At 67.4% G+C, this 18,973-nt stretch carries 17 protein-coding genes; 12 read left to right on the top strand and 5 right to left on the bottom strand.

Annotated features, from left to right (window positions below; genetic code table 11):
* Nucleotides 1–37: 37 nt before the first annotated feature.
* Entirely contained in the window at nt 38–712 is a 675-nt protein-coding gene (locus tag ACQZF9_RS00150; RefSeq protein WP_428311260.1) for an HAD family hydrolase, read from the top strand.
* Nucleotides 713–786: 74 nt separating this feature from the next.
* Here ACQZF9_RS00150 and ACQZF9_RS00145 read toward each other — a convergent pair whose 3' ends face one another.
* On the bottom strand, nt 787–1,740 hold the full coding sequence (locus tag ACQZF9_RS00145) for an SPOR domain-containing protein (protein ID WP_428311259.1): 954 nt from the start codon (nt 1,738–1,740) through the stop codon (nt 787–789).
* Nucleotides 1,741–1,986: 246 nt separating this feature from the next.
* On the opposite strand from ACQZF9_RS00145, the gene ACQZF9_RS00140 reads away from it, so the two are divergent.
* The 3 genes from ACQZF9_RS00140 to ACQZF9_RS00130 are packed head-to-tail and all read left to right on the top strand — an operon-like array spanning nt 1,987 to nt 4,641.
* Nucleotides 1,987–3,453 carry a RimK family protein gene (locus ACQZF9_RS00140; protein ID WP_428311258.1) on the top strand — a complete coding sequence of 489 codons (1,467 nt, stop codon included), beginning with the start codon at nt 1,987–1,989 and terminating at the stop codon, nt 3,451–3,453.
* On the top strand, nt 3,450–3,920 hold the full coding sequence (locus tag ACQZF9_RS00135; RefSeq protein ID WP_428311257.1) for a GNAT family N-acetyltransferase: 471 nt from the start codon (nt 3,450–3,452) through the stop codon (nt 3,918–3,920). The genes ACQZF9_RS00140 and ACQZF9_RS00135 overlap by 4 nt, the downstream gene beginning before the upstream one ends.
* Entirely contained in the window at nt 3,913–4,641 is a 729-nt protein-coding gene (locus tag ACQZF9_RS00130) for a hypothetical protein (protein WP_428311256.1), read from the top strand. Before ACQZF9_RS00135 ends, ACQZF9_RS00130 begins: the two co-directional genes overlap by 8 nt.
* 118 nt (nt 4,642–4,759) lie before the next feature.
* Here ACQZF9_RS00130 and ACQZF9_RS00125 read toward each other — a convergent pair whose 3' ends face one another.
* The 3 genes from ACQZF9_RS00125 to lpxL form a co-directional block, all read right to left on the bottom strand.
* Nucleotides 4,760–5,968 carry a L,D-transpeptidase family protein gene (locus tag ACQZF9_RS00125; RefSeq protein WP_428311255.1) on the bottom strand — a complete coding sequence of 403 codons (1,209 nt, stop codon included), beginning with the start codon at nt 5,966–5,968 and terminating at the stop codon, nt 4,760–4,762.
* Between the two features lie 8 nt (nt 5,969–5,976).
* Nucleotides 5,977–6,963 (bottom strand): tetratricopeptide repeat protein, encoded by a 987-nt coding sequence (locus ACQZF9_RS00120; protein ID WP_428311254.1) that lies wholly within the window; start codon nt 6,961–6,963, stop codon nt 5,977–5,979.
* 82 nt (nt 6,964–7,045) lie between these two features.
* Nucleotides 7,046–7,981 (bottom strand): LpxL/LpxP family Kdo(2)-lipid IV(A) lauroyl/palmitoleoyl acyltransferase, encoded by a 936-nt coding sequence (gene lpxL / locus ACQZF9_RS00115; RefSeq protein WP_428311253.1) that lies wholly within the window; start codon nt 7,979–7,981, stop codon nt 7,046–7,048.
* A 186-nt stretch (nt 7,982–8,167) separates the two neighbouring features.
* Here lpxL and waaA point away from each other — a divergent pair, with 186 nt between their 5' ends.
* From waaA to ACQZF9_RS00100, 3 genes are all read left to right on the top strand, one after another.
* Nucleotides 8,168–9,400: a lipid IV(A) 3-deoxy-D-manno-octulosonic acid transferase gene (gene waaA, locus ACQZF9_RS00110; RefSeq protein WP_428311252.1), complete on the top strand. Its 1,233-nt coding sequence runs from the start codon at nt 8,168–8,170 to the stop codon at nt 9,398–9,400.
* A gap of 90 nt (nt 9,401–9,490) precedes the next feature.
* A complete protein-coding gene (locus ACQZF9_RS00105; RefSeq protein WP_428311251.1) occupies nt 9,491–10,522 on the top strand; it encodes a ligase-associated DNA damage response exonuclease in 1,032 nt (343 codons plus the stop codon).
* 24 nt (nt 10,523–10,546) lie between these two features.
* Nucleotides 10,547–12,154, top strand: coding sequence for an ATP-dependent DNA ligase (locus ACQZF9_RS00100; RefSeq protein WP_428311250.1), 1,608 nt, complete (start codon nt 10,547–10,549; stop codon nt 12,152–12,154).
* A 71-nt stretch (nt 12,155–12,225) separates the two neighbouring features.
* On the opposite strand, the gene rarD is transcribed toward ACQZF9_RS00100, so the two are convergent.
* A complete protein-coding gene (gene rarD / locus ACQZF9_RS00095) occupies nt 12,226–13,173 on the bottom strand; it encodes an EamA family transporter RarD (protein WP_428311249.1) in 948 nt (315 codons plus the stop codon).
* A gap of 149 nt (nt 13,174–13,322) precedes the next feature.
* On the opposite strand from rarD, the gene gcvA reads away from it, so the two are divergent.
* The 5 genes from gcvA to ACQZF9_RS00070 all read left to right on the top strand — a co-directional run bounded on the left by gcvA (nt 13,323) and on the right by ACQZF9_RS00070 (nt 18,966).
* Nucleotides 13,323–14,222 carry a transcriptional regulator GcvA gene (gene gcvA, locus ACQZF9_RS00090; RefSeq protein WP_428311248.1) on the top strand — a complete coding sequence of 300 codons (900 nt, stop codon included), beginning with the start codon at nt 13,323–13,325 and terminating at the stop codon, nt 14,220–14,222.
* 195 nt (nt 14,223–14,417) lie between these two features.
* Nucleotides 14,418–14,573, top strand: coding sequence for a carbon storage regulator (locus tag ACQZF9_RS00085; protein ID WP_428311247.1), 156 nt, complete (start codon nt 14,418–14,420; stop codon nt 14,571–14,573).
* Nucleotides 14,574–14,601: 28 nt separating this feature from the next.
* Nucleotides 14,602–15,597, top strand: a complete 996-nt coding sequence (locus ACQZF9_RS00080; RefSeq protein WP_428311246.1) for an enoyl-CoA hydratase/isomerase family protein — start codon at nt 14,602–14,604, stop codon at nt 15,595–15,597.
* Nucleotides 15,598–15,765: 168 nt separating this feature from the next.
* Nucleotides 15,766–17,283: a flavin-containing monooxygenase gene (locus tag ACQZF9_RS00075; RefSeq protein ID WP_428311245.1), complete on the top strand. Its 1,518-nt coding sequence runs from the start codon at nt 15,766–15,768 to the stop codon at nt 17,281–17,283.
* 162 nt (nt 17,284–17,445) lie between these two features.
* Nucleotides 17,446–18,966 carry a DUF4331 domain-containing protein gene (locus ACQZF9_RS00070; RefSeq protein WP_428311244.1) on the top strand — a complete coding sequence of 507 codons (1,521 nt, stop codon included), beginning with the start codon at nt 17,446–17,448 and terminating at the stop codon, nt 18,964–18,966.
* The last annotated feature ends 7 nt before the right edge of the window (nt 18,967–18,973 follow it).

Below are 18,973 nucleotides of genomic sequence, written 5' to 3'. Positions count from 1 at the left end.
GGGGGGCTCACTCTCTCCAATCCGACGCGGCCCGTCCATGCGCCTGGCGATTTTCGATCTCGATCACACCCTGCTGGCTGGCGACAGCGACTACCTGTGGGGCCAGTTCCTGATCGAACAGGGCGTGGTCGACCGCCTGGTCTACGAGCGCGAGAATCAGCGCTTCTACGACGAGTACAAGGCCGGCACGCTGGATATCGAGGCCTTCTGCCATTTCAGTTTCGCGCCGCTGGCGGCGCAGAACTTCGAGACCCTGAAAGCCTGGCGTGAGCAGTTCGTTCGCGAAAAGATCGAGCCGGTGATCGCGCCGCTGGCGCCGGCGCTGCTCGCACGTCACCGACTGCAGGGCGACGCGCTGCTGATCACCACGGCGACCAACCGCTTCGTCACTGAGCCGATCGCGGAATTGCTCGGCGTCGACGCGCTGATCGCGACCGATCCGGAATTCGTGGGCGGCCGCTATACCGGCAGGCTCGAAGGCGCGCCGAACTTCCAGGCCGGCAAGGTGCTGCGCCTGGAGCGCTGGCTGGCGGCGCAGCCGCAGCCCTTCGATCATCTGACCTGTTACAGCGATTCACGCAATGACCTGCCGCTGCTGGAGCGCGCCGACACCGCGGTCGCAGTCGACCCGGACGAGGTGCTGCTAGCCGAGGCGCAGCGCCGCGGCTGGCGCGTGATCAGCCTGCGCGGCGAGGCGCCGGCGAGCGTCTAGCGCGCTTGCGTCCCTCGATACGTTTCGCTGCGCGAAACACTCGGGAGGAACGGGATTTACTCAAAGCGAAACCCTCAGAACGGCGCGGGCCACAGCTGCGCCATGCCGAAGCGCTTCTTGACGTCGGCGCCATAGGCTACCGCCTGTTCCTTGGTGGCGAAGCTGCCGACGGTCACCCGATACACGCGCTGGCCATTGGGCAGATCGTGGATGCGCACGACGCCGGGCAGACCCATTTCGATCATGCCCTGGGCTTCCAGCTCGGCGGACTCGCTGTCGGCCAGCGCGGCGGCGACCAGGGTCCAGCCGCTGGCGGTGGCCGCAGTGACCGGCGCGATCTTGGCCGGCTCCTGGCGCGGCGCGGCAGCGGCCGTGGCCGCGGCGGCCGCGGCTTTCAGCGCGGCGTAGTCGGTCTGCAACAGGCGCTGCTTCATGCTGGCGTCGTCGGGCCTGCTGCGATGCAGGCCGCTGGCATCCGAGCTCAGGCATTCGCCGGGCACGTCGAGCCGCTCCGAGCCGCGGGTCGACGCGATCTCGACCGCGCCCGACAGCAGGCAGACTTCGCGCTGCGCGGCGTCGGCGCGCGTCCAGACATCGGCGCCGAACACACGCAGGCGCAGATCGGGCAGCGTCAGGCGCACGTCCTGCGGCAGGCGTTTTTCCTCGGTGCCGTCGACGCGGAAAGCGCCGGCGCCCAGCTCCAGGTCGGTGCGGCCGTTGAAACCGCCGGCCGGCTGCTGGATCGTCGCCACCTTCAGCACGCCCTGCTCGCCCAGCGTCATCACGGTAACGCCGAAACGCAGCGAGCCGCGGCCGTTGGCGCCGGTCGTTAGCTCGTCGCCGTTGGCCAGCGGCAGATCGTGCGCCGGCGGCACCGGCTTGCCGCCGCGCATCACCGCGAACGGCGGCGCCGCCTGTACCACGGTCAGGCTCATCGCACCGCCGGCGGCCGCGGCGGCAGCACCGCTGCTTGTGGCGATCAGCAACATCGCGGTCAATCGTAGCGAGCGGACTGGGATCAGGAGCATGGGCGGCGCCATCAGTGATATTAAATCGATAAATAGAATGATAGCAGCTACATCAACACAGGTAACAGCTGCGACACAAGGATGCACCGGCGCTCGGTCGTCGCGGCCCCGTGATGCTAGGATTCGCGCCTGCTTTCCCTCTCTTCAGGACCCGGTCGCCGCCTCTCGCATGAGTCTCGCCGCAACGCTGGAATCTCCACTGCCGGGACTGATGCACGAGGGCGCCGCGAAGCGCCGGGGGCAGCCGTGAGCGGCCTGGTCGTCGTCGATTCGCGCACCGACTGGCCGCTGCAGATTCCCGGCATGCACGTGATGACCGCCTGGGACTATCTGACGCTGACGCCGGAAGTCCTGCAGCGCAATATCCGCGTCTACAACCTGTGCCGCAGCTTCAGTTATCAAAGCACCGGCTACTACGTCAGCCTGCTGGCCGGCGCGCGCGGCCACCGGCCGCTGCCGGACATCACCACGATCCAGGATCTGAAACTCGCCGAATCGCCGGGCCGGCTCAACGACGAAATCGACGAGCTGATCCAGAGTTCGCTGGCGCGGCTCGGCTCCAGCGAATACGTGCTCAACGTCTACTTCGGCCAGAGCCCGACCAAGCGCCACGAGCGCCTCGCGCGCGCGCTGTTCAACCTGTTCCCGGCGCCGCTGGTACAGGCCTGCTTCGAATACAAGGGCGACGAGTGGCGGGTGCAGTCGATCGGCCCGATCGCGCTCGGCGAAGTGCCGAGTTCGCATCTGGAATTCATGCACCAGGCGGCGCGCGACTACTTCACGCGCCGGCGCATGCCACGGCAGAAGAAAGACTCCTACCGCTACGACCTGGCGATCCTGATCAACGAGGACGAGAAAGACCCGCCGTCGAACGCGCGCGCGCTCAAGGCTTTCGAGAAAGCCGCCGAAGACCTCGGCTTTCAGGTCGATTTTCTCGGCAAGGCGGACTACGGCCACGTCGCCGCCTACGACGCGCTGTTCATTCGCGAAACCACCGCGGTGAATCATCACACCTATCGCTTCGCGCGCCGCGCCGAGCGCGAAGGCCTGATCGTCGTCGACGATCCGAAGTCGATCCTGCGCGCGGCCAACAAGGTGTATCTGTCGGAGCTGATGGATCGACATCGCATTCCGCAGCCGAAGACGATGTTGATCCATCGTGGCAACGTCAAGCAGATTGCGAAAGAGCTGGGCTTTCCGTGCGTGCTCAAGCAACCCGATTCGCAGTTTTCGCGCGGCGTGATCAAGGTCGACAACGAGGCCGAGCTCAAGCGCGAGGTGCGCGACATGCTCGATCGCAGCGACATCGTCATCGGCCAGTCTTTCGAGCCCACCGACTACGACTGGCGTGTCGGCGTGCTCGACGGCGTGCCGCTGTATGCCTGCCGCTATTACATGGCCAAGGACCACTGGCAGGTGGTCAAGCATTCCAGCGGCGGCGGCAAGATCGAAGGCAATCACGACACCTTGCCGATCGACGAAGTGCCGCCGCTGGTGCGCAATATCGCGGTGCAGGCAGCGAAAGCCGTCGGCAACGCGCTGTACGGCGTCGATCTGAAACAGTTCGGCAACATCGTCAAGGTGGTCGAGGTCAACGACAACCCGAACATCGATTTCGGCGTCGAGGATCTGGTGCTGAAGGACGCGCTGTACAAGAAGATCATGGAGTACTTCGTGCGCCGGCTGGAAGTGCGGGTCAAGAACCAGCCGTGAGCGTGACGCTGCGCCGTGCGACGCTCGCCGACATCGACGCACTGCTGGAACTCGAAGCGCTGTTCCCCGGTGACCAGATGTCGCGACGCAGCCTGCGCGCCTTCATTGCCAACCCGCGTGCGGATTTTCTGGTCGCCGAAATACGCGGGGAACTGCTTGGCAACCTGCTGCTGCTGAGCCGCGCGGGCCGGCGCAGCGCACGTATCTATTCGGTGATCGTCGATCCTGCCTCGCGTGGCCTGGGGATCGCGCAAGAACTGGTGACAGCGGCCGAAGCCGCAGCCCGGCAGCGACGCTGCACGACGGTGACGCTGGAGGTGCGCGCCGACAATGCGGCGGCACGCGGCCTCTATCGGAAGCTCGGCTACATCACGGATCACCATCTGCCCGCGTATTACGACGACGGCGCCGACGGCCTGCGCCTGAGTCACGACCTGCATGCCGATCCGGAACCCGCCGATGGCTGATGCCGCGCTGCGTGCCCAGGTGCTGGCGACGGCGCCGCTGTCCGGCCCCGATTGGGTCCGCGACGCCGCCTCCATCGTACTAGTGATCGGCAGCTGCCTGGCACTGGACAGCCTCGGCCTGCTGTGGACGCAGGTGCTCGCCGGTGTGCTCGCCTGGGCCCTGCTGCTGTTGCTGCTGCACCGGCAAACGCCGGCCTGGCGGCTGACCCTGGTGATCGCCACCGCGTTTGCGTTGCTGGCCGAAGCGCTGTTCTCGCTAGGTTGGGGACTCTACGAATACCGCCTGCAGAACATTCCGGCCTACGTGCCGCCGGCGCACACCCTGCTGTTCATGCTCGGCGCCGGCGTCGCGCGCCGCGTGCCGCAGCGCGTGATCACGCCGCTGCTCCTCGCGTTCGCGGCCGGCGCCATGTTGCTGACGCTCAGCGCGATCAGTTCGTTCGACGGCCTGTTGCTGGCGATCCTGCTGCTGGTGGTACGTTACGGCCGTCAGCGTCGGATCTACGTGATGATGCTGCTGATCGCGCTGGCGCTTGAACTGGTCGGCACCTCGGTTGGCGCCTGGGCCTGGCTGCCGCACGCGCCAGGCCTGGCCCTGAGCCTGCACAGTCCGCCGCTGCTGGCCGGCGTGTTCTACTCACTGTTCGACGTCTACATCATGGCCAGTGCGCGCCACTTGCACCGGCGCCAGGCGGCGCTGTCAGCGCCCGCGACCAGCTGAAACGGGTCCGCGACGATCGCGACAATCCGAGCCAGGAAATCGATCGCCGGGTGCCGACATCGCAGTCGACCGACTTCGACTGGCAACAAAGCTCAGCCCAGCAAATCAGTTCAGGAACTCAGTCCAGATTTTCCTCGCGGAAAATCTTCCACTCGCCCTTGGCGTTCTGCCGCCAGTACTGCTGCTTTTTCGCGGTGGAACTGAAATTGTCGCTGCGGTACCGGAGCGTGAATTCCGCCAACATCATCGGCTCGCCGGGATAGCGATACAGACTCATGTCCTCGGTCTGGACGTCGATGCTGTGCTTGGTCGCATTGACGCGACGCTTGTGGGCGACGAACTCGGTCTTGTTCATGCCGTCGGTGGTGAAGTCCTCGCCATAGAAGCCCAGATAGCCTTCGGTGTCGATCGCCTGCCACTTCCGGCGCCAGTCTTCGATACGCGCGAGAAAGCTGTCGCGCTCCCTGGCCGCCTCGGCCTTGGGCACCCAGTCCACCTTGTCCGACAGGATCACCGGCGCATTGGTGCTGAGCACGTAGGGCTTGAGCGCGACCAGGTCGTCGTTGGCCATCGTCACGCAGCCTTCGCTGCTGCGCGGCGCACGCACGTAGGTCACGCGCGGCACACCGTGCAGCCAGATGCCGTAGCCGGTCTTCACGCGGAAGCGGTCCCACAGATTCGGATAATTCAGCGGCAGCGCGCCACCGCCATACAGCTCCGGCAGCTGATCGTCCGATTTCCAGCCGGTGATGTGATAGATGCCGACCGGCGTGCGCAGATCGCCCGAGGCTTTCTTGCCGAAGCCGTTGCGCGCGATGCCGACGTAGTGGCTGTGGATCAGCTTGAGATCGCCGGCCCTGTTCTCGAACAGGTCGAGCCGCGCGTTCGGCAGATCGACCACGACCAGGTAGGGATATTCCGCGGCGAGCTTCAGCACATTGCCCGGTACCGTGCCCGGCGGCGGGGTGAAGCGCGCCTGGCTGTCGCGGTAGCGCGCCTCGTCGTAAAGGTCTTTCAGCGCCGGGTCTTCTGCGTCCGGCATGATGCCGGGCTTGCCCGAACGCGAGGCCAGCAGGTCGGCGTAGAGCAGTTGCGCGAGGCGGAAGTTGGGCTGCTCCTGCGTCAGTCGCGCAAGTTTTTCGAGCGCGCGCCGGCCGTTCCCGGCGCGCAAATCCTCGATCGCGGAAACCAGTTCGGTTTCGGGTGCGGCCTTGTTGCTCTGCTTGGGCGACGTCACCGGCGCGGCCGCGGCCCAGGCGATCGGCAACAGCGCCAACAGCAAGCCGGCGGCCAGTCTGCGTGGCCGCGCCCAGTGCCGCTCGTGCATGCCCGCTGCTAGCGCGTGTATTCGCGGACGATCAGCCAGCTCGCGCCGGCCTGCTGCAGCTCCAGCGTTTTGGAGACCTTGTCCGAAAAGCTGTCGGACTCGTAGTCCTGCGTGAACGTCACCGCGACGCGGTCGCCGGCGACGCGCTCGACCTGCGGGCTCAGCGCCTTGACGCTGATGCGCGTGGCACGCGAGATGCGCTCGCGGCGCTGCGCCTCCCAGGTGCCGCGGGTGACGCTGCCTTCGGGAATGAAGGTCGGCGAATAGGTCGCGAAGTAGGCGCTGACGTCCTTGGCCGACCAGGCCGCAGCCCAGGCGTTGACCACGCTGGTCACGTTCTGCACGGTGCCGCCGTCGAGGCTGGCGGCCGGCGTCGGCACGGTGGACGCAGGCGGCACCGAAGCCGGCGGCGGCAGCGCGGCCGGCGCGCCGGTCACGGTGCTGGTCGACGCCACGGCCGAGCTGCTGCCCGAACCCGGATGATCGAGCTGGCCGATCAGCGACAGCTTGCTGCGCACGGTCTGGTTGCTCTGGTCCAGCGTCAGCGCGCGGTTGTAGGCGGCGCCGGCCAGCGCGGCGTAGATGTCGCCGAGGTTTTCGTGCGCGGTGGCGTAGCTGGGATGCGTCGCCAGCGCCGCTTCGAGCGCGTCGCGCGCCTTCTCGTAGTCGCCCTGCTGCGCGTACAGCACCGCCAGGTTGTTGTAGGGCTCGGGCAGCTGCGGGTAGTCGCGGGTCAGGTCGGCGAACATCTTGATCGCCTCCGGGCCGCGGTTGAGCTTGACCAGGATCAGGCCGCGCATGAAACGCGCCTCGGCGTCCTGCGGCGAACTCTTGAGCTGGCCTTCGACTTTCTTCAGCGCCTGGTCGTACTGACCCTGGGCCATCAGCGTCTGCGCTTCTTCGACGGCACCGGCGGCGACCGCCGCGGTGGCGCCGGCCAGCAGCAGCGAGGCCGCGGCGGCGCGGACGATCCTCTGATAAAAGCGTTTATCCACCCGTAAGCCTCGAGGTTTCATCTATGAATGCCGCGCGAGTTTAACAGCAGCTCGCCGGGGATGGGCACGCCGTGCCGGAAGCTCAGTATGGCCGCTTCTCGCCGGGCGGTCGCTTCTTGAAGCGCCGGTGCAGCCAGAAATATTGCGGCAACGCCAGCGCAATGCCGTTTTCGATGGTCCGGTTGATGCGCGCCGCATCCAGCACGTCGTCGCCGCCGGGGAACGCGTCCAGCATCGGCTCGAAGCGCACGACCCAGCGGCCGCCCTCGCGCCGCGGAAAATACGGCAGCACGCCGGCGCGGCCCATCTGCGCCAGCCGCGCGGTCGCGGTCAGGGTCAAGGTCGGCACGCCGAAGAACGGTGCGAACACCGACAGCCGCTCGTCCAGCGTCTGGTCCGGCGCGTACCAGATGGCGCGGCCTTCGCGCAGCGAGCGCACCAGCCGGCGCAGATCCTCGCGCGGCAGCGCCGGCAGCTTCGCGCGGTTTTCGCGCCAGCGGTGCATGCACCAGTCCATCACCGGGTTCGCGTAGGGGCGGTACATCGCGTGGAACGGCAGCTGCGCGCTGGTACAGAGCACGCGCGCGCCCAGCTCCAGCGTCGTGAAATGGCCGGTCAGCAGCAGCAGACCCTTGCCGCTGGCCAGCGCCGCGTCCAGATGCTCGCGGCCCTCGATCGCAAAGCGCGGCGCCAGCCGCCGATCCGACGCGAACCAGGCCAGCCCGGCCTCGATGACGCCGGCGCCGACGCTACGGAAGTGCTGGTCGCGGATCGCGTCGCGCTCGGCCTCGGCCATGTCGGGGAAGCACAGCTTCAGGTTCACGTCGACCACATGGCGCCGACCGCGCGCGAGGCGGCCGGTCAGCGCGCCCAGGCCTTCGCCGAACCGGATGCTCCAGGCAATCGGCAGCATCGCCAGCAGCCAGAGCAGGGCTATCGCCAGCCAGGTCGGCCAGTGCCAGGGCGCCAGCAGGCGCGCGCGGAACGGCGGGGCGGCGGAGTTCGGGATTTGCGACATGGGCGCGCAGTTTAGGGGGTTCCGCTGCGTCCCTCGATACGCGGGCAAGCCCGCTACTCGGGAGGAACGGGGTTTTGTTCGTCCCGGCACAAGAAAACTGCGTTCCTCCCGAGTCGCCCACTCGTGGGCGTATCGAGGGACACAACAGCGGTTGCCGATTTCCGGCCGCCCTCGCATGCTGACCGGATGCCTGCGCTCTACACCGTCCTGCTCTACCTGCTGACCCCTTTCGTGCTGCTGCGGCTGCTGTGGCGCAGCCGCGAGCTGGCCGACTATCGCCGCCGCTGGGGCGAGCGCTTCGGCTTCGTCGAGGGCGCGCCGGGCGGCGTTGCGGTCTGGGTGCATGCGGTGTCGGTCGGCGAATCGCTGGCGGCCTTGCCGTTGATACGGGAACTGGTCGCGCGCCACGGCGAGCGCCAGATCTGGGTGACGACGACGACGCCGACCGGCTCGGCGCGGGTGATCGCGGCGCTCGGCGACTCGGTGCGGCATTCCTACGCGCCCTACGATCTGCCCGGCGCGGTATCGCGCTTCCTGCAGCGCGCGCAGCCGCGCCAGGTCGTGGTCATGGAAACCGAGCTGTGGCCGAATCTGTTTCGGCAGCTCGGTGCGCGGCACATTCCATTGATCGTCGCCAACGCGCGCCTGTCACCGCGCTCGATGCGCGGCTATTCGAAAGTGCGCGGCTTCGCGGCCCGCACGCTGGCGCACGCGCGCATCGCCGCGCAAAGCCCGGCCGACGCCGCGCGCTTCAAGCAGCTCGGCGCCGAACGGGTCGAAGTGATGGGCAACATCAAGTTCGACCTGGCGGTGCCGGAGGCGCAGCTCGCCGGTGGCGCCGAACTGCGTCAGCGCATCGGCCCGCGCGCGGTGTGGATCGCGGCGAGCACGCACGAAGGTGAAGAAGAAGCGGCGCTGAGAGCGCATGCCGAGCTGCGCACGCAACGGCCGGACGCGCTGCTGATCCTGGTGCCGCGTCATCCGCAGCGTTTCGACGCGGCCGCGCGCAGCATCGAGCGCGCCTCTCTGAATTACGTGCGGCGCAGCCGCAATGAAGATCCGGCGCAGGCCGCGGTGTTGCTGGGCGACAGCATGGGCGAGATTTTTCTGTACTACGCGGCCGCCGACGTCGCCTTCGTCGGCGGCAGCCTGGTGCCGGTGGGCGGCCACAACGTGCTCGAGCCGGCCGCGATCGGCCTGCCGGTGATCTTCGGCCCGCACATGCACAATTTCCTGCCGGCGCGCGACCTGCTGATCGAGCGTGACGCCGCGATCCAGATCGAAGGCGAAGCCGCGCTCGCGCCGACGCTGCAGCGCCTGCTCGCCGACGCGGCGTTGCGCGCCCGCATGGGCGAAGCCGGAAGGCTGGCGATAACCGCGAACCGCGGCGCGCTGCAGCGTCTGCTGGACATGCTGTAGCCCGGGTTTCATCCGGCCTACGCAAGCGGTCGAGCCGTTCCCACACAATTCATCGACGGGCCAGCCCGCCCTGCCTAGGTTGCGACACGCATGGACCTCATCATCCCCACCGACCAGGGCCTGTACTGCCCGCCCGGCGACTTTCATATCGACCCGCACCGGCCGGTGGAACGCGCGGTGATCACGCATGGTCACGCCGACCACGCCCGCTCCGGCTCGAAGCGCTACTGGGGCGCCGCGCCCGGCCTGGGCCTGATGCGCGAGCGCATCGGCTACGGCGCCGGCATCGTGCCGCTGGCCTACGGACAACCGGTGGAATTCGGCGCCACGCGCGTGTCGCTGCATCCGGCCGGCCATGTGCTCGGCTCGGCGCAGGTGCGCATCGAACACCAGGGCGAAGTCTGGGTCGTGTCCGGCGATTACAAGCGCGATGCCGATCCGACCTGCGCGCCCTTCGAAGTCGTTCCCTGCGACGTGTTCATCACCGAGGCGACCTTCGGCCTGCCGGTATACCGCTGGCAGGAGCCGGCCGAGATCGCGCAGGAAATTTTCGACTGGTGGCAGGAGTGCAAGGCCAACGGCGTTTGCGCGATCCTGCATTGCTACGCGCTGGGCAAGGCGCAGCGCATTCTCGCCGAGCTGATGCGTCACACCGACGAGACCGTGTATCTGCATGGCGCGATGACCAAGCTGGTGAAGCTCTATCGCGACGCCGGCGTGGCGATGCTGCCGACCGATGCGGTCGGCAATCAGCCCAAGTTCTTCGACTGGAAAGGCCGGCTGTTGCTGGCGCCACCCGGCGCCGGCGGCACGCCGTGGATGCGCCGTTTCAAGCCGTTTTCTGCGGCGTTCGCATCCGGCTGGATGCGCGTGCGCGGCTCGCGCCGCCGCCAGGCCTATGACCGCGGCTTCGCGCTCAGCGATCATGCCGACTGGCCATCGCTGCTGCGCACGATCCAGGAAACCGGTGCGAAGCGAGTGCTGGCGATGCACGGCAACACCGAGGCGCTGGTGCAGTGGTGTCACGAACAGGGCATCGCCGCCTCGGCGCTGGAGGCTCGCGACGAGCCACAGCACGACGAAGCCGCGATCGCCGACAGCGAAGCGGGCAGCGAGAGCTGACATGCGTCGGCGCGGCGACCCCTGATGCGCCGCTTCGCCGCGCTCTATGACGAGCTGGACGCGACCGCATCGACCACCGCGAAAATCGCGGCGATGCGCCGCTATTTCGAGCAGACCCCGGCGATCGATGCGGCCTGGGGCCTGTACTTTCTGCTCGGCCAGAGACTCAAGCGGGTGATCCCGCCGACGCGGCTGCGCGACTGGATCACGCAGCTGACCCGGCTGTCGCCGGCGCTGGTCGAGGACAGCTACGCGCATGTCGGCGATCTGGCCGAGACCGTCGCGCTGCTGCTCGACGCGCGGCTCGATCGACCATCGCATTACGACGACGCGCCGCCGCTGCACGAATGCGTGGCGCTGCTGCAGGCCTTGGCCAGCGCCGATGAAGCGGTGCAGCGCGACACCGTGTTCCAGTGGTGGAACCGGCTGCCTTTCGAGCAGTGCTTTCTGTTCACCAAGTTGCTGACCGGCTCGCTGCGAGTCGGCGTGTCGGCCGGACTCGCGGCCCGTGCGCTCGCCGCGCAGAGCGATCTGGAAACCACGATCGTGCAGCATCGGCTGATGGGCGACTGGAAGCCCTCGGCCGAGAGTTTCGTCGCACTGGTTTCGCCGGCACAGACCGAGCAGCGGGCCGGGCATTCGCCGTCGCAGCCCTACCCGTTCTGCCTGGCTCAGCCGCTGACCGATGCCGATCTGGCTGCGATGGGCGAGGCCGGCGATTTTCTGGTCGAGTGGAAGTGGGACGGCATTCGCGGCCAGCTGATACGACGTGATGGCCAGACGTTCCTGTGGTCGCGCGGCGAAGAACTGCTCAACGGCCGCTTTCCCGAAATCGAACTGTTGGCTAAACAATTGCCCGACGGCTGCGTGCTCGACGGCGAAATACTCGCCTGGAAAGGCGGCGCCGTCGCGCCCTTTGCGCTGCTGCAGACGCGTATCGCCCGCAAGGCGCCGGGCAGGAAAACCCTGGCCGACGCGCCGGTGATCTTCATGCCCTACGATCTGCTGGAACGGCATGGCGAAGATCTGCGTTCACAGCCCCTGAGCGAGCGCCGCGCGCAGCTCGAAGTGCTGTGCGCGGCGACCGGCTTCGTGCCGTCCGCACGCATCGACGGCCTCGACTGGGACGCGCTGAAACTGATGCAGCAACAGGCGCGCGAACGCGGCGTCGAAGGCCTGATGCTGAAACGTCTGGACTCGGTCTACGGCTCGGGGCGCAAGGCCGGGCTGTGGTGGAAATGGAAGATCGACGCGCTGACCGTCGACACCGTGCTGGTCTACGCGCAGGCCGGCCACGGCCGCCGCTCGAACCTGTACACCGACTACACGCTGGCGGTCTGGGACGGCGACGCGCTGGTGCCGGTAGCGAAGGCCTATTCCGGCCTCACCGACGCCGAGCTGGTGGCGATGGACCGCTGGATCCGCGCGCACACGCTGGAGAAATTCGGCCCGGTGCGCAGCGTCGAGGCGATGCAGGTGTTCGAGATCGCATTCGAGGGCATACAACGCAGCCCGCGCCACAAGTCCGGCGTCGCGCTGCGCTTTCCGCGGATCGCGCGCTGGCGCAAGGACAAGCCGGCGACGGAGGCGGATACCTTGCTGAGCCTGAAGCAGCTTATCGCGCCGTTGTAGGAGCGGATCCTATCCGCGACTGTGCTCTTGGCGCCTCAGTCGCGGATAGGATCCGCTCCTACACAGTTCGGTTACGACGCCTCCGCCGCCACGATCGTCGACACCGGGCGCGGCGTGCGCCCGCGCCACAAGCCGTCGACCGCAAAGATCACCAGCCCGATCCAGATCAGGCTGAAGCCGATCATCTGCACGTGCGAGAACGGCTCCTTGAATACAAATAGCGCGGTCAGCAGCTGCAGGCTGGGCGCGAAGTACTGAAGCAGGCCGATCGTGCTCAGCGGCACGCGGCGCACACCGAACGCGAACAGCACCAGCGGGATCGCGGTGACCAGCCCGCTGCTGACCAGCAACAGGTCCAGCGGCAGGCCGACATGGCCGAATACCGAGCTGCCGCGCGAGACCTCGAACGCCAGCCAGCCGAGCGCGAACGGCAGGATCATCAAGGTCTCCACGGCCAGGCCAGCGACCGCGTCGATCACCACTTTCTTGCGCACGAAACCGTAAAGCCCGAACGACATCGCCAGCGACAGCGCCACCCAGGGCGGGCGTCCGACCTGCCAGGTCAGCCAGGCGACGCCGAGCGCCGCCAGCGCCACCGCGCTCCACTGCGCGCGATTCAGCCGCTCGCCGAGAAACAGCACGCCGAGCAGCACCGACACCAGCGGGTTGATGAAGTAGCCGAGGCTGGCCTCGACGGTGTGGCCGTCGGCGATCGCCCAGACGTAGATCGCCCAGTTGAAACTGATCAACACTGCTGATCCGAGCAGGTGAAGGAAAGTCGAGCGATCGCGCAGCGCGCGGCGCACGTGATGCAGCTCGCCGCGCACCGCCAGCCAGCCGAACACGAACAGGCAGCACCAGACGACGCGGTGGGCCATGATCTGCAGCGCCGGGGCCTGGTGCAGCAGCCGCAGAAACAGCGGCAGCATGCCCCAGCAGGCAAACGCGGATACCGCGGCGAACAGGCCGCGACGGTCGATCGCGGCGGCGGCAACGGGGACCACGGTGCTCTGACTCATCTGCAAAGGCCTCTGCCGCGCTGGCGGCGAGTGAGGAGGTGCTGCGGGGGCGCATTGTCCTTGGCTCGCGGCCAAAGCGGAATGGAAGCTTGCTGACCCGCTGCGTGAATCAAATTCACACGCCGCCGCGCGCTGCGTATGCTGCCGCCATGTCCCTGCGCCTTCCGCCCCTGCAGGCGCTGCAGGCTTTCGAGGCTGCGGCGCGCCACCAGAGCTACTCGCGAGCCGCCGAGGAGCTGGCGCTGACGCATGGCGCGATCAGCCACCAGATTTCGGCGCTGGAAGATCGCGTCGGCAACAAGCTGTTCCGGCGCGAACGCAACCGCATGCTGCTGACCGACGCCGGCCGACTGCTGCTGGCCAACGTGCGCCAGGGCCTGATGCTGCTGGAGCGCGCCTTCGACACGCGGGTGCCGACCGAGCGCCGCGTGTCGCTGACCTTGAGCACCCTGCCGTCACTGGCGCGCTGCTGGCTGCTGCCGCGGCTGCTGGATTTTCAGACGGCGCATCCGGACATCGACCTGATGGTCGACCCCAGCGGCGCGCTGGTCGACCTGGAACACGACAGCGTCGACATCGCCATCCGCTACGGCGGCGGTGGCTGGTCGGGCGTGCAGCAGCAGCTGCTGATGGACGACGAGCTGTTTCCGGTGTGCAGCCCGCAATATCGCGGCGGCGCCTTGCCACAGACGCCGGCGGACCTCGCCGACTGCCATCTGCTGCACAACCCCTGGCAGCCCTGGGAGCCCTGGTTTCATGCGGCCGGCCTGGCCCAGCGCGAAACCGCGCGCGGTGTCAGCTATACCGATTCGGCCCTGCTGCTCGACGCCGCGGCCGCCGGCCAGGGCATCGTGCTGGCGCGCCGCGCGCTGGCCAGGGGCGATCTCGCGACCGGGCGGCTGGTGCGGCTGTTCGACATCGCCATCGCCGACAGCAATCGCTACTACCTGCTGTGGCGACACGATCATCCGCGGCTCGCCGACGTGCTGCGGCTGCGCGACTGGCTGCTGGCGCAGGCCGCTCCGGCCGATCCGAAGGTGGCGGGCTGAAGCGGCCCCTGTACGTCATTCGCCCGGGGCGCAAGCACGACCTGGAGGTGACATACTCGGGCGGGGTGCGGCGTTCGTATCGAAGCGCCGCCGGGGAAAGTGGCAGCGGCACGTACCGCTGCCCGACAAAGGAACAGGATGCTGATACTGACCAGACGTGTAGGTGAAAGCGTCATTATTGGAGAGGATGTCGAGGTGTCGGTGCTGAGCGTCAAGGGAAGCCAGGTGCGCATCGGTATCAAGGCTCCCAAGGGCGTCGCCGTGCATCGCCAGGAAATCCTCGGCCGCGGCGCTGGCGACCCGGCAGTGCCCGCCGTTGCCGGCGACAAGCTCGGCCCGCAGGGCGGCTAGCGCAGGCCCGCTTCATCGTCATTCCCCCATGCGCCTCACCGATCACGATCAGGCAGGCGCATGGATGCGCGATCCCGCGACGACGCCGGGCGCGCTGTCCGAAACTCCCTATCTGCTGCTCGACCTGCGCGACACGCCGCCACCGGCGCTCGCGTCGGCGCTCGCTGCCTGGCTGCCGACACTGCCCTGCGCGGTGATCGGCCTCGGTGTCGCGACCGGCGAGGCGGCTACCGGGTTGGCGAAAGTCTGCGATCTGACCGTCGCCAGCGAGGCCGAAGCCGCGCCGCTGATCGACAACATCGTCCGCTGGCCGCTGGCGTCGATGGTGCTGGTGCAAGTGCTGCGCGCGATCGAGAACCTGCCGCTGGTCGCGGCGCTGCAGGTCGAATCGCTGGCCTACGGCTGCCTGCAGCAGGGCGCCGAATTCCGTCAGTGGCTGGCGACGCGCGCGCCGATCGCGACGCCGCCCGCGGAAGCAGGCCCGGCCGTCGACACACGCCGCGACGGCGACCAGGTGCAGCTGATCCTGAATCGGCCTCTGCAGCACAACGCGATGTCGGTGGAAATGCGCGACGCGCTGGTCGAAGCGCTGCAATGGATACGCATCGACGACAGCGTCACTCGCGTGCGGATCAGCGCGCGCGGCCGCTGCTTCAGCACCGGTGGCGAGCTCGCCGAGTTCGGCAGCACGCCCGATCCGGCGACCGCGCACGCGGTGCGCAGCCTGGCACTGCCCGGCCGCGAGCTGGCGCTGTGCGCGGACCGCGTCAGCGTCGAAGTCCATGGCGCCTGCATCGGCTCGGGCATCGAATTCCCGGCTTTCGCCGGCGAACTGATCGCGCATGCCGACTCGCATTTCCAGCTGCCGGAATTGCGCTACGGCCTGATCCCCGGCGCCGGCGGCTGCGTCAGCATCGGCCGGCGCATCGGCCGCCAGCGCTGCGCGTGGATGGTGCTGTCGGGCAAGCGCGTGTCGGCTCAAAAGGCCAAGCAATGGGGTCTTGTTGATCGGCTGCTCCCGTAGCCCGGGTGAAACCCGGGATTGAAGCTCGCAGTCCCGGGTTTCACCCGGGCTACGCCCTGCCACCACGCCTGCAACCTTGACATCAATTGTTGTCATGATTATTGTGACATCAGGCGTTGTCAGTTTCAGATCGCCGTCGCTCACCCCCTTCAGGAACACACCATGGGCATGTCCGAAACGCTTTCGAACTCCTTGCCGGGCGCCACACGGCCGGACTACGGCACCGCGATCGTGGGCACCGGTTTCGGCGGCCTGGCGATGGCGATCAAGCTGCGTGAGGACGGCCAGAACGATTTCGTCATCATCGAGCGCGGCAGCTCGGTCGGCGGCACCTGGCGCGACAACCAGTATCCCGGCGCGGCCTGCGACGTGCCTTCGCACCTGTACTCGTTTTCGTTCGCGCCCAAGAGCGACTGGTCGCGCGTCTACCCGACGCAGCCCGAGCTGCACGCCTATCTGCGCAAGGTCGCCGACGATCACCAGCTGCTGCCGAATATCCAGTTCAACAGCACGCTGACCGGCGCCGCCTTCGACGAGCAGAACCAGCTGTGGCGCATCGAAGTCAGCAGCGCCGGGGTGAAGCGCACATTCACCGCGCGTGCCCTGGTGCTGGCCAACGGCGGCCTTGCCGAACCCAAGCTGCCGGACGTGCCGGGCGTCGAGAAATTCGCCGGCAAGACCTTCCATTCCTCGCAGTGGGATCACGGCTTCGATCTGACCGGCAAGCGCGTCGCGGTGATCGGCACCGGTGCCTCGGCGATCCAGATCGTGCCGCAGATCGCGCCGAAGGCGGCGCAGCTCGACGTCTACCAGCGCACGCCGAACTGGATCATCCCGCGCCCCGACCGGCCCTACAGCGAGCGCACCAAGGCGCTGTTCGCGAAGCTGCCGCTGCTGCGTCTCGCCTATCGCGCTTTCATTTACTGGGGCCACGAGGCGCGCGTGTTCGGCCTGGTGCTGAACCCGGGCTTCATGAAGCTGTTCCAGAAAATCGCCGAGCGGCATATCGATCGCCAGGTCGCCGATCCGGCGATGAAAGCCAAGGTCACGCCGGATTACCTGATCGGCTGCCGCCGCATCCTGATCTCCAACGATTGGTATCCGGCGGTGACGCGGCCGAACGTCAGCCTGGTCACCGAGGGCATACGCGAAATCCGCGAGCACAGCGTCGTCGACGGCAATGGCGTCGAGCGGCCGGTCGACTGCCTGATCTTCGCCACCGGTTTCTATGCGACCGAAAATCCGATCGGCTCGATCATCCAGGGCCGTGGTGACGTGACCCTGGCCAGCGAATGGGCCAATGGCGAAGAGGCCTATCTGGGCACGCTGGTGAAGAAATTCCCCAACCTGTTCCTGATCGTCGGGCCCAATACCGGCGTCGGCCACACCTCGATGGTGTTCATCATCGAAAGCCAGGTGGCGATGATCCGCCGGCTGCTCGCCGACCTGCGCAACAGCGGCAGCGGCACGCTGGAAGTGCGCAGCGAAGTGCAGGACGAATTCAACCGCCGGCTGCAGGCGCACATGAGCACATCGGTGTGGTCCACCGGCTGCAAGAGCTGGTACAAGCACCGCAGCGGCAAGATCACCGCGTTGTGGCCGGGCTTTACGTTCAGCTTCCGCCGGCAGACCGAGAAAGTCACCGCACGAGACTACGTGCTGGAGAAGCCGGTCGCCGTCGCATAGCGCATAACGCCGGCGACCTAGCGCCGCCCTCAGACTCGATAGAAACGCAGGCGCGGCGGACAACCGTCCGGCATCCGCCGGCGGGCGGCTGCATCCGCGCCGGTGTGGCCGTCGTACACGACAGAGGTCGTACACCTCTGCGGCCCTATCGAGACCCCCCCTATGAAAACCGGAACATTCATCCCGATGGCCCTGGTGATCGCTGCGACCAGCCTGGCGGCACAGGCATCGAGCCATCGCGAGGCACCTTTCATTGCCCAAAACCCGACCGCGGACGGTACCGATTTCTACATGTTCCGGAGCTATGAGCCGGGCCGCGCCGGCTACGTGACGCTGCTCGCGAACTACGACCCGCTGCAGGATTCCTACGGCGGACCGAACTACTTCGCGCTGAATCCGGATGTGCTTTATGAAATCCTGGTCGACAACAACGCCGACGCGGTCGAAGACCTGACTTTCCAGTTCCGCTTCACCAACACCGTCGCCGGTCTCGCCGTGCCGGTAGGGGATGTCGGCGGCTCTCCCGCCAGCCTGGCGATCCCGCTGATCAACCTGCCGCCATCCGGCAATGCCAAGCCGACGCTGAACCGCAGCGAAAGCTACACCGTGTCGCTGGTCCGCGGCCCGCGCCGCAGCGGCAGCAAGCAGCCGGTGACCAAGCTCAGCGGCGGTACCACTTTCGTCAAGCCGGTCGACAACATCGGCCTCAAATCCATTCCGAACTACGACAAGTACGCCAGCCAGTACATCTACGACATGGCGATCCCCGGCTGCTCCGGCCAGGGTCGGGTGTTCGTCGGCCAGCGTGCCGAAGGCTTTGCCGTGAACCTGGGGGAAGTGTTCGATCTGGTCAACCTCAACCCGCTCGGTGCCCGCGACGCCAAGGGCAGCGCCACCGCCAACAAGAACATCACGACGCTGGCGCTGGAAGTGCCGATCAACTGCCTCACCGCCTCGACGGACGCCCCGATCATCGGTGCATGGACCACGTCGAGCATGCGCAGTACGCGCACGCTCAACGCGGCCGGCGAAGGCCCGTTCAAGCCCGCATCGGACCAGGGCGAATGGGTACAGGTTTCGCGCCTGGGCTCACCGCTGGTCAACGAGGTCGTGATCGGCCTGCCCGACAAGGATCGCTTCAACGCCTCGGAGCCGCGCAACGACGGCCAGTTCGCCAGCTACGTCACCAACCCGACGCTGCCGGTCCTGCTGAACGCGCTGTTTGGCGATGCCGCCAAGGTGCCGGCCACGCCGCGCAATGACATCGTCGCCGCCTTCCTGACCGGCGTCGCCAACGTCAACCAGCCGGCCGGTGTGGTGCCGTCGGAAATGCTGCGCCTGAACACGGCGATCGCGCCGACCCCGGCCGCATCCCAGGTCAACGTCGGCGCGGCGCTGTGCTTCACCAACGACGGCGCGCTGCTGCTGAGCAATCCTGGCTGCGATCCCGCCGGCTTCCCCAATGGCCGCCGCCCGGGTGATGACGTCGTCGATATCGAATTGTCGGTGGTCGAGGGCTTCCTGCTCGGCGCCAACAACCCGAACCGCGACGCCAGCGGCCAGTATCAGGTCTACACCGACGGCACGCTGCAGGACGCCTCGCAGTTCAATGCGGTGTTCCCGTATCTGCGCGCGCCGCTGCCGGGCTCGCCGAACGGCGCCAACGGCATCGCCACGCCCTAGGCGCGGG

This window comes from Hydrocarboniphaga sp. (assembly GCF_965279055.1).
Lineage (GTDB): Bacteria > Pseudomonadota > Gammaproteobacteria > Nevskiales > Nevskiaceae > Hydrocarboniphaga.
This window is presented reverse-complemented; position numbering and strand designations above follow the sequence as displayed.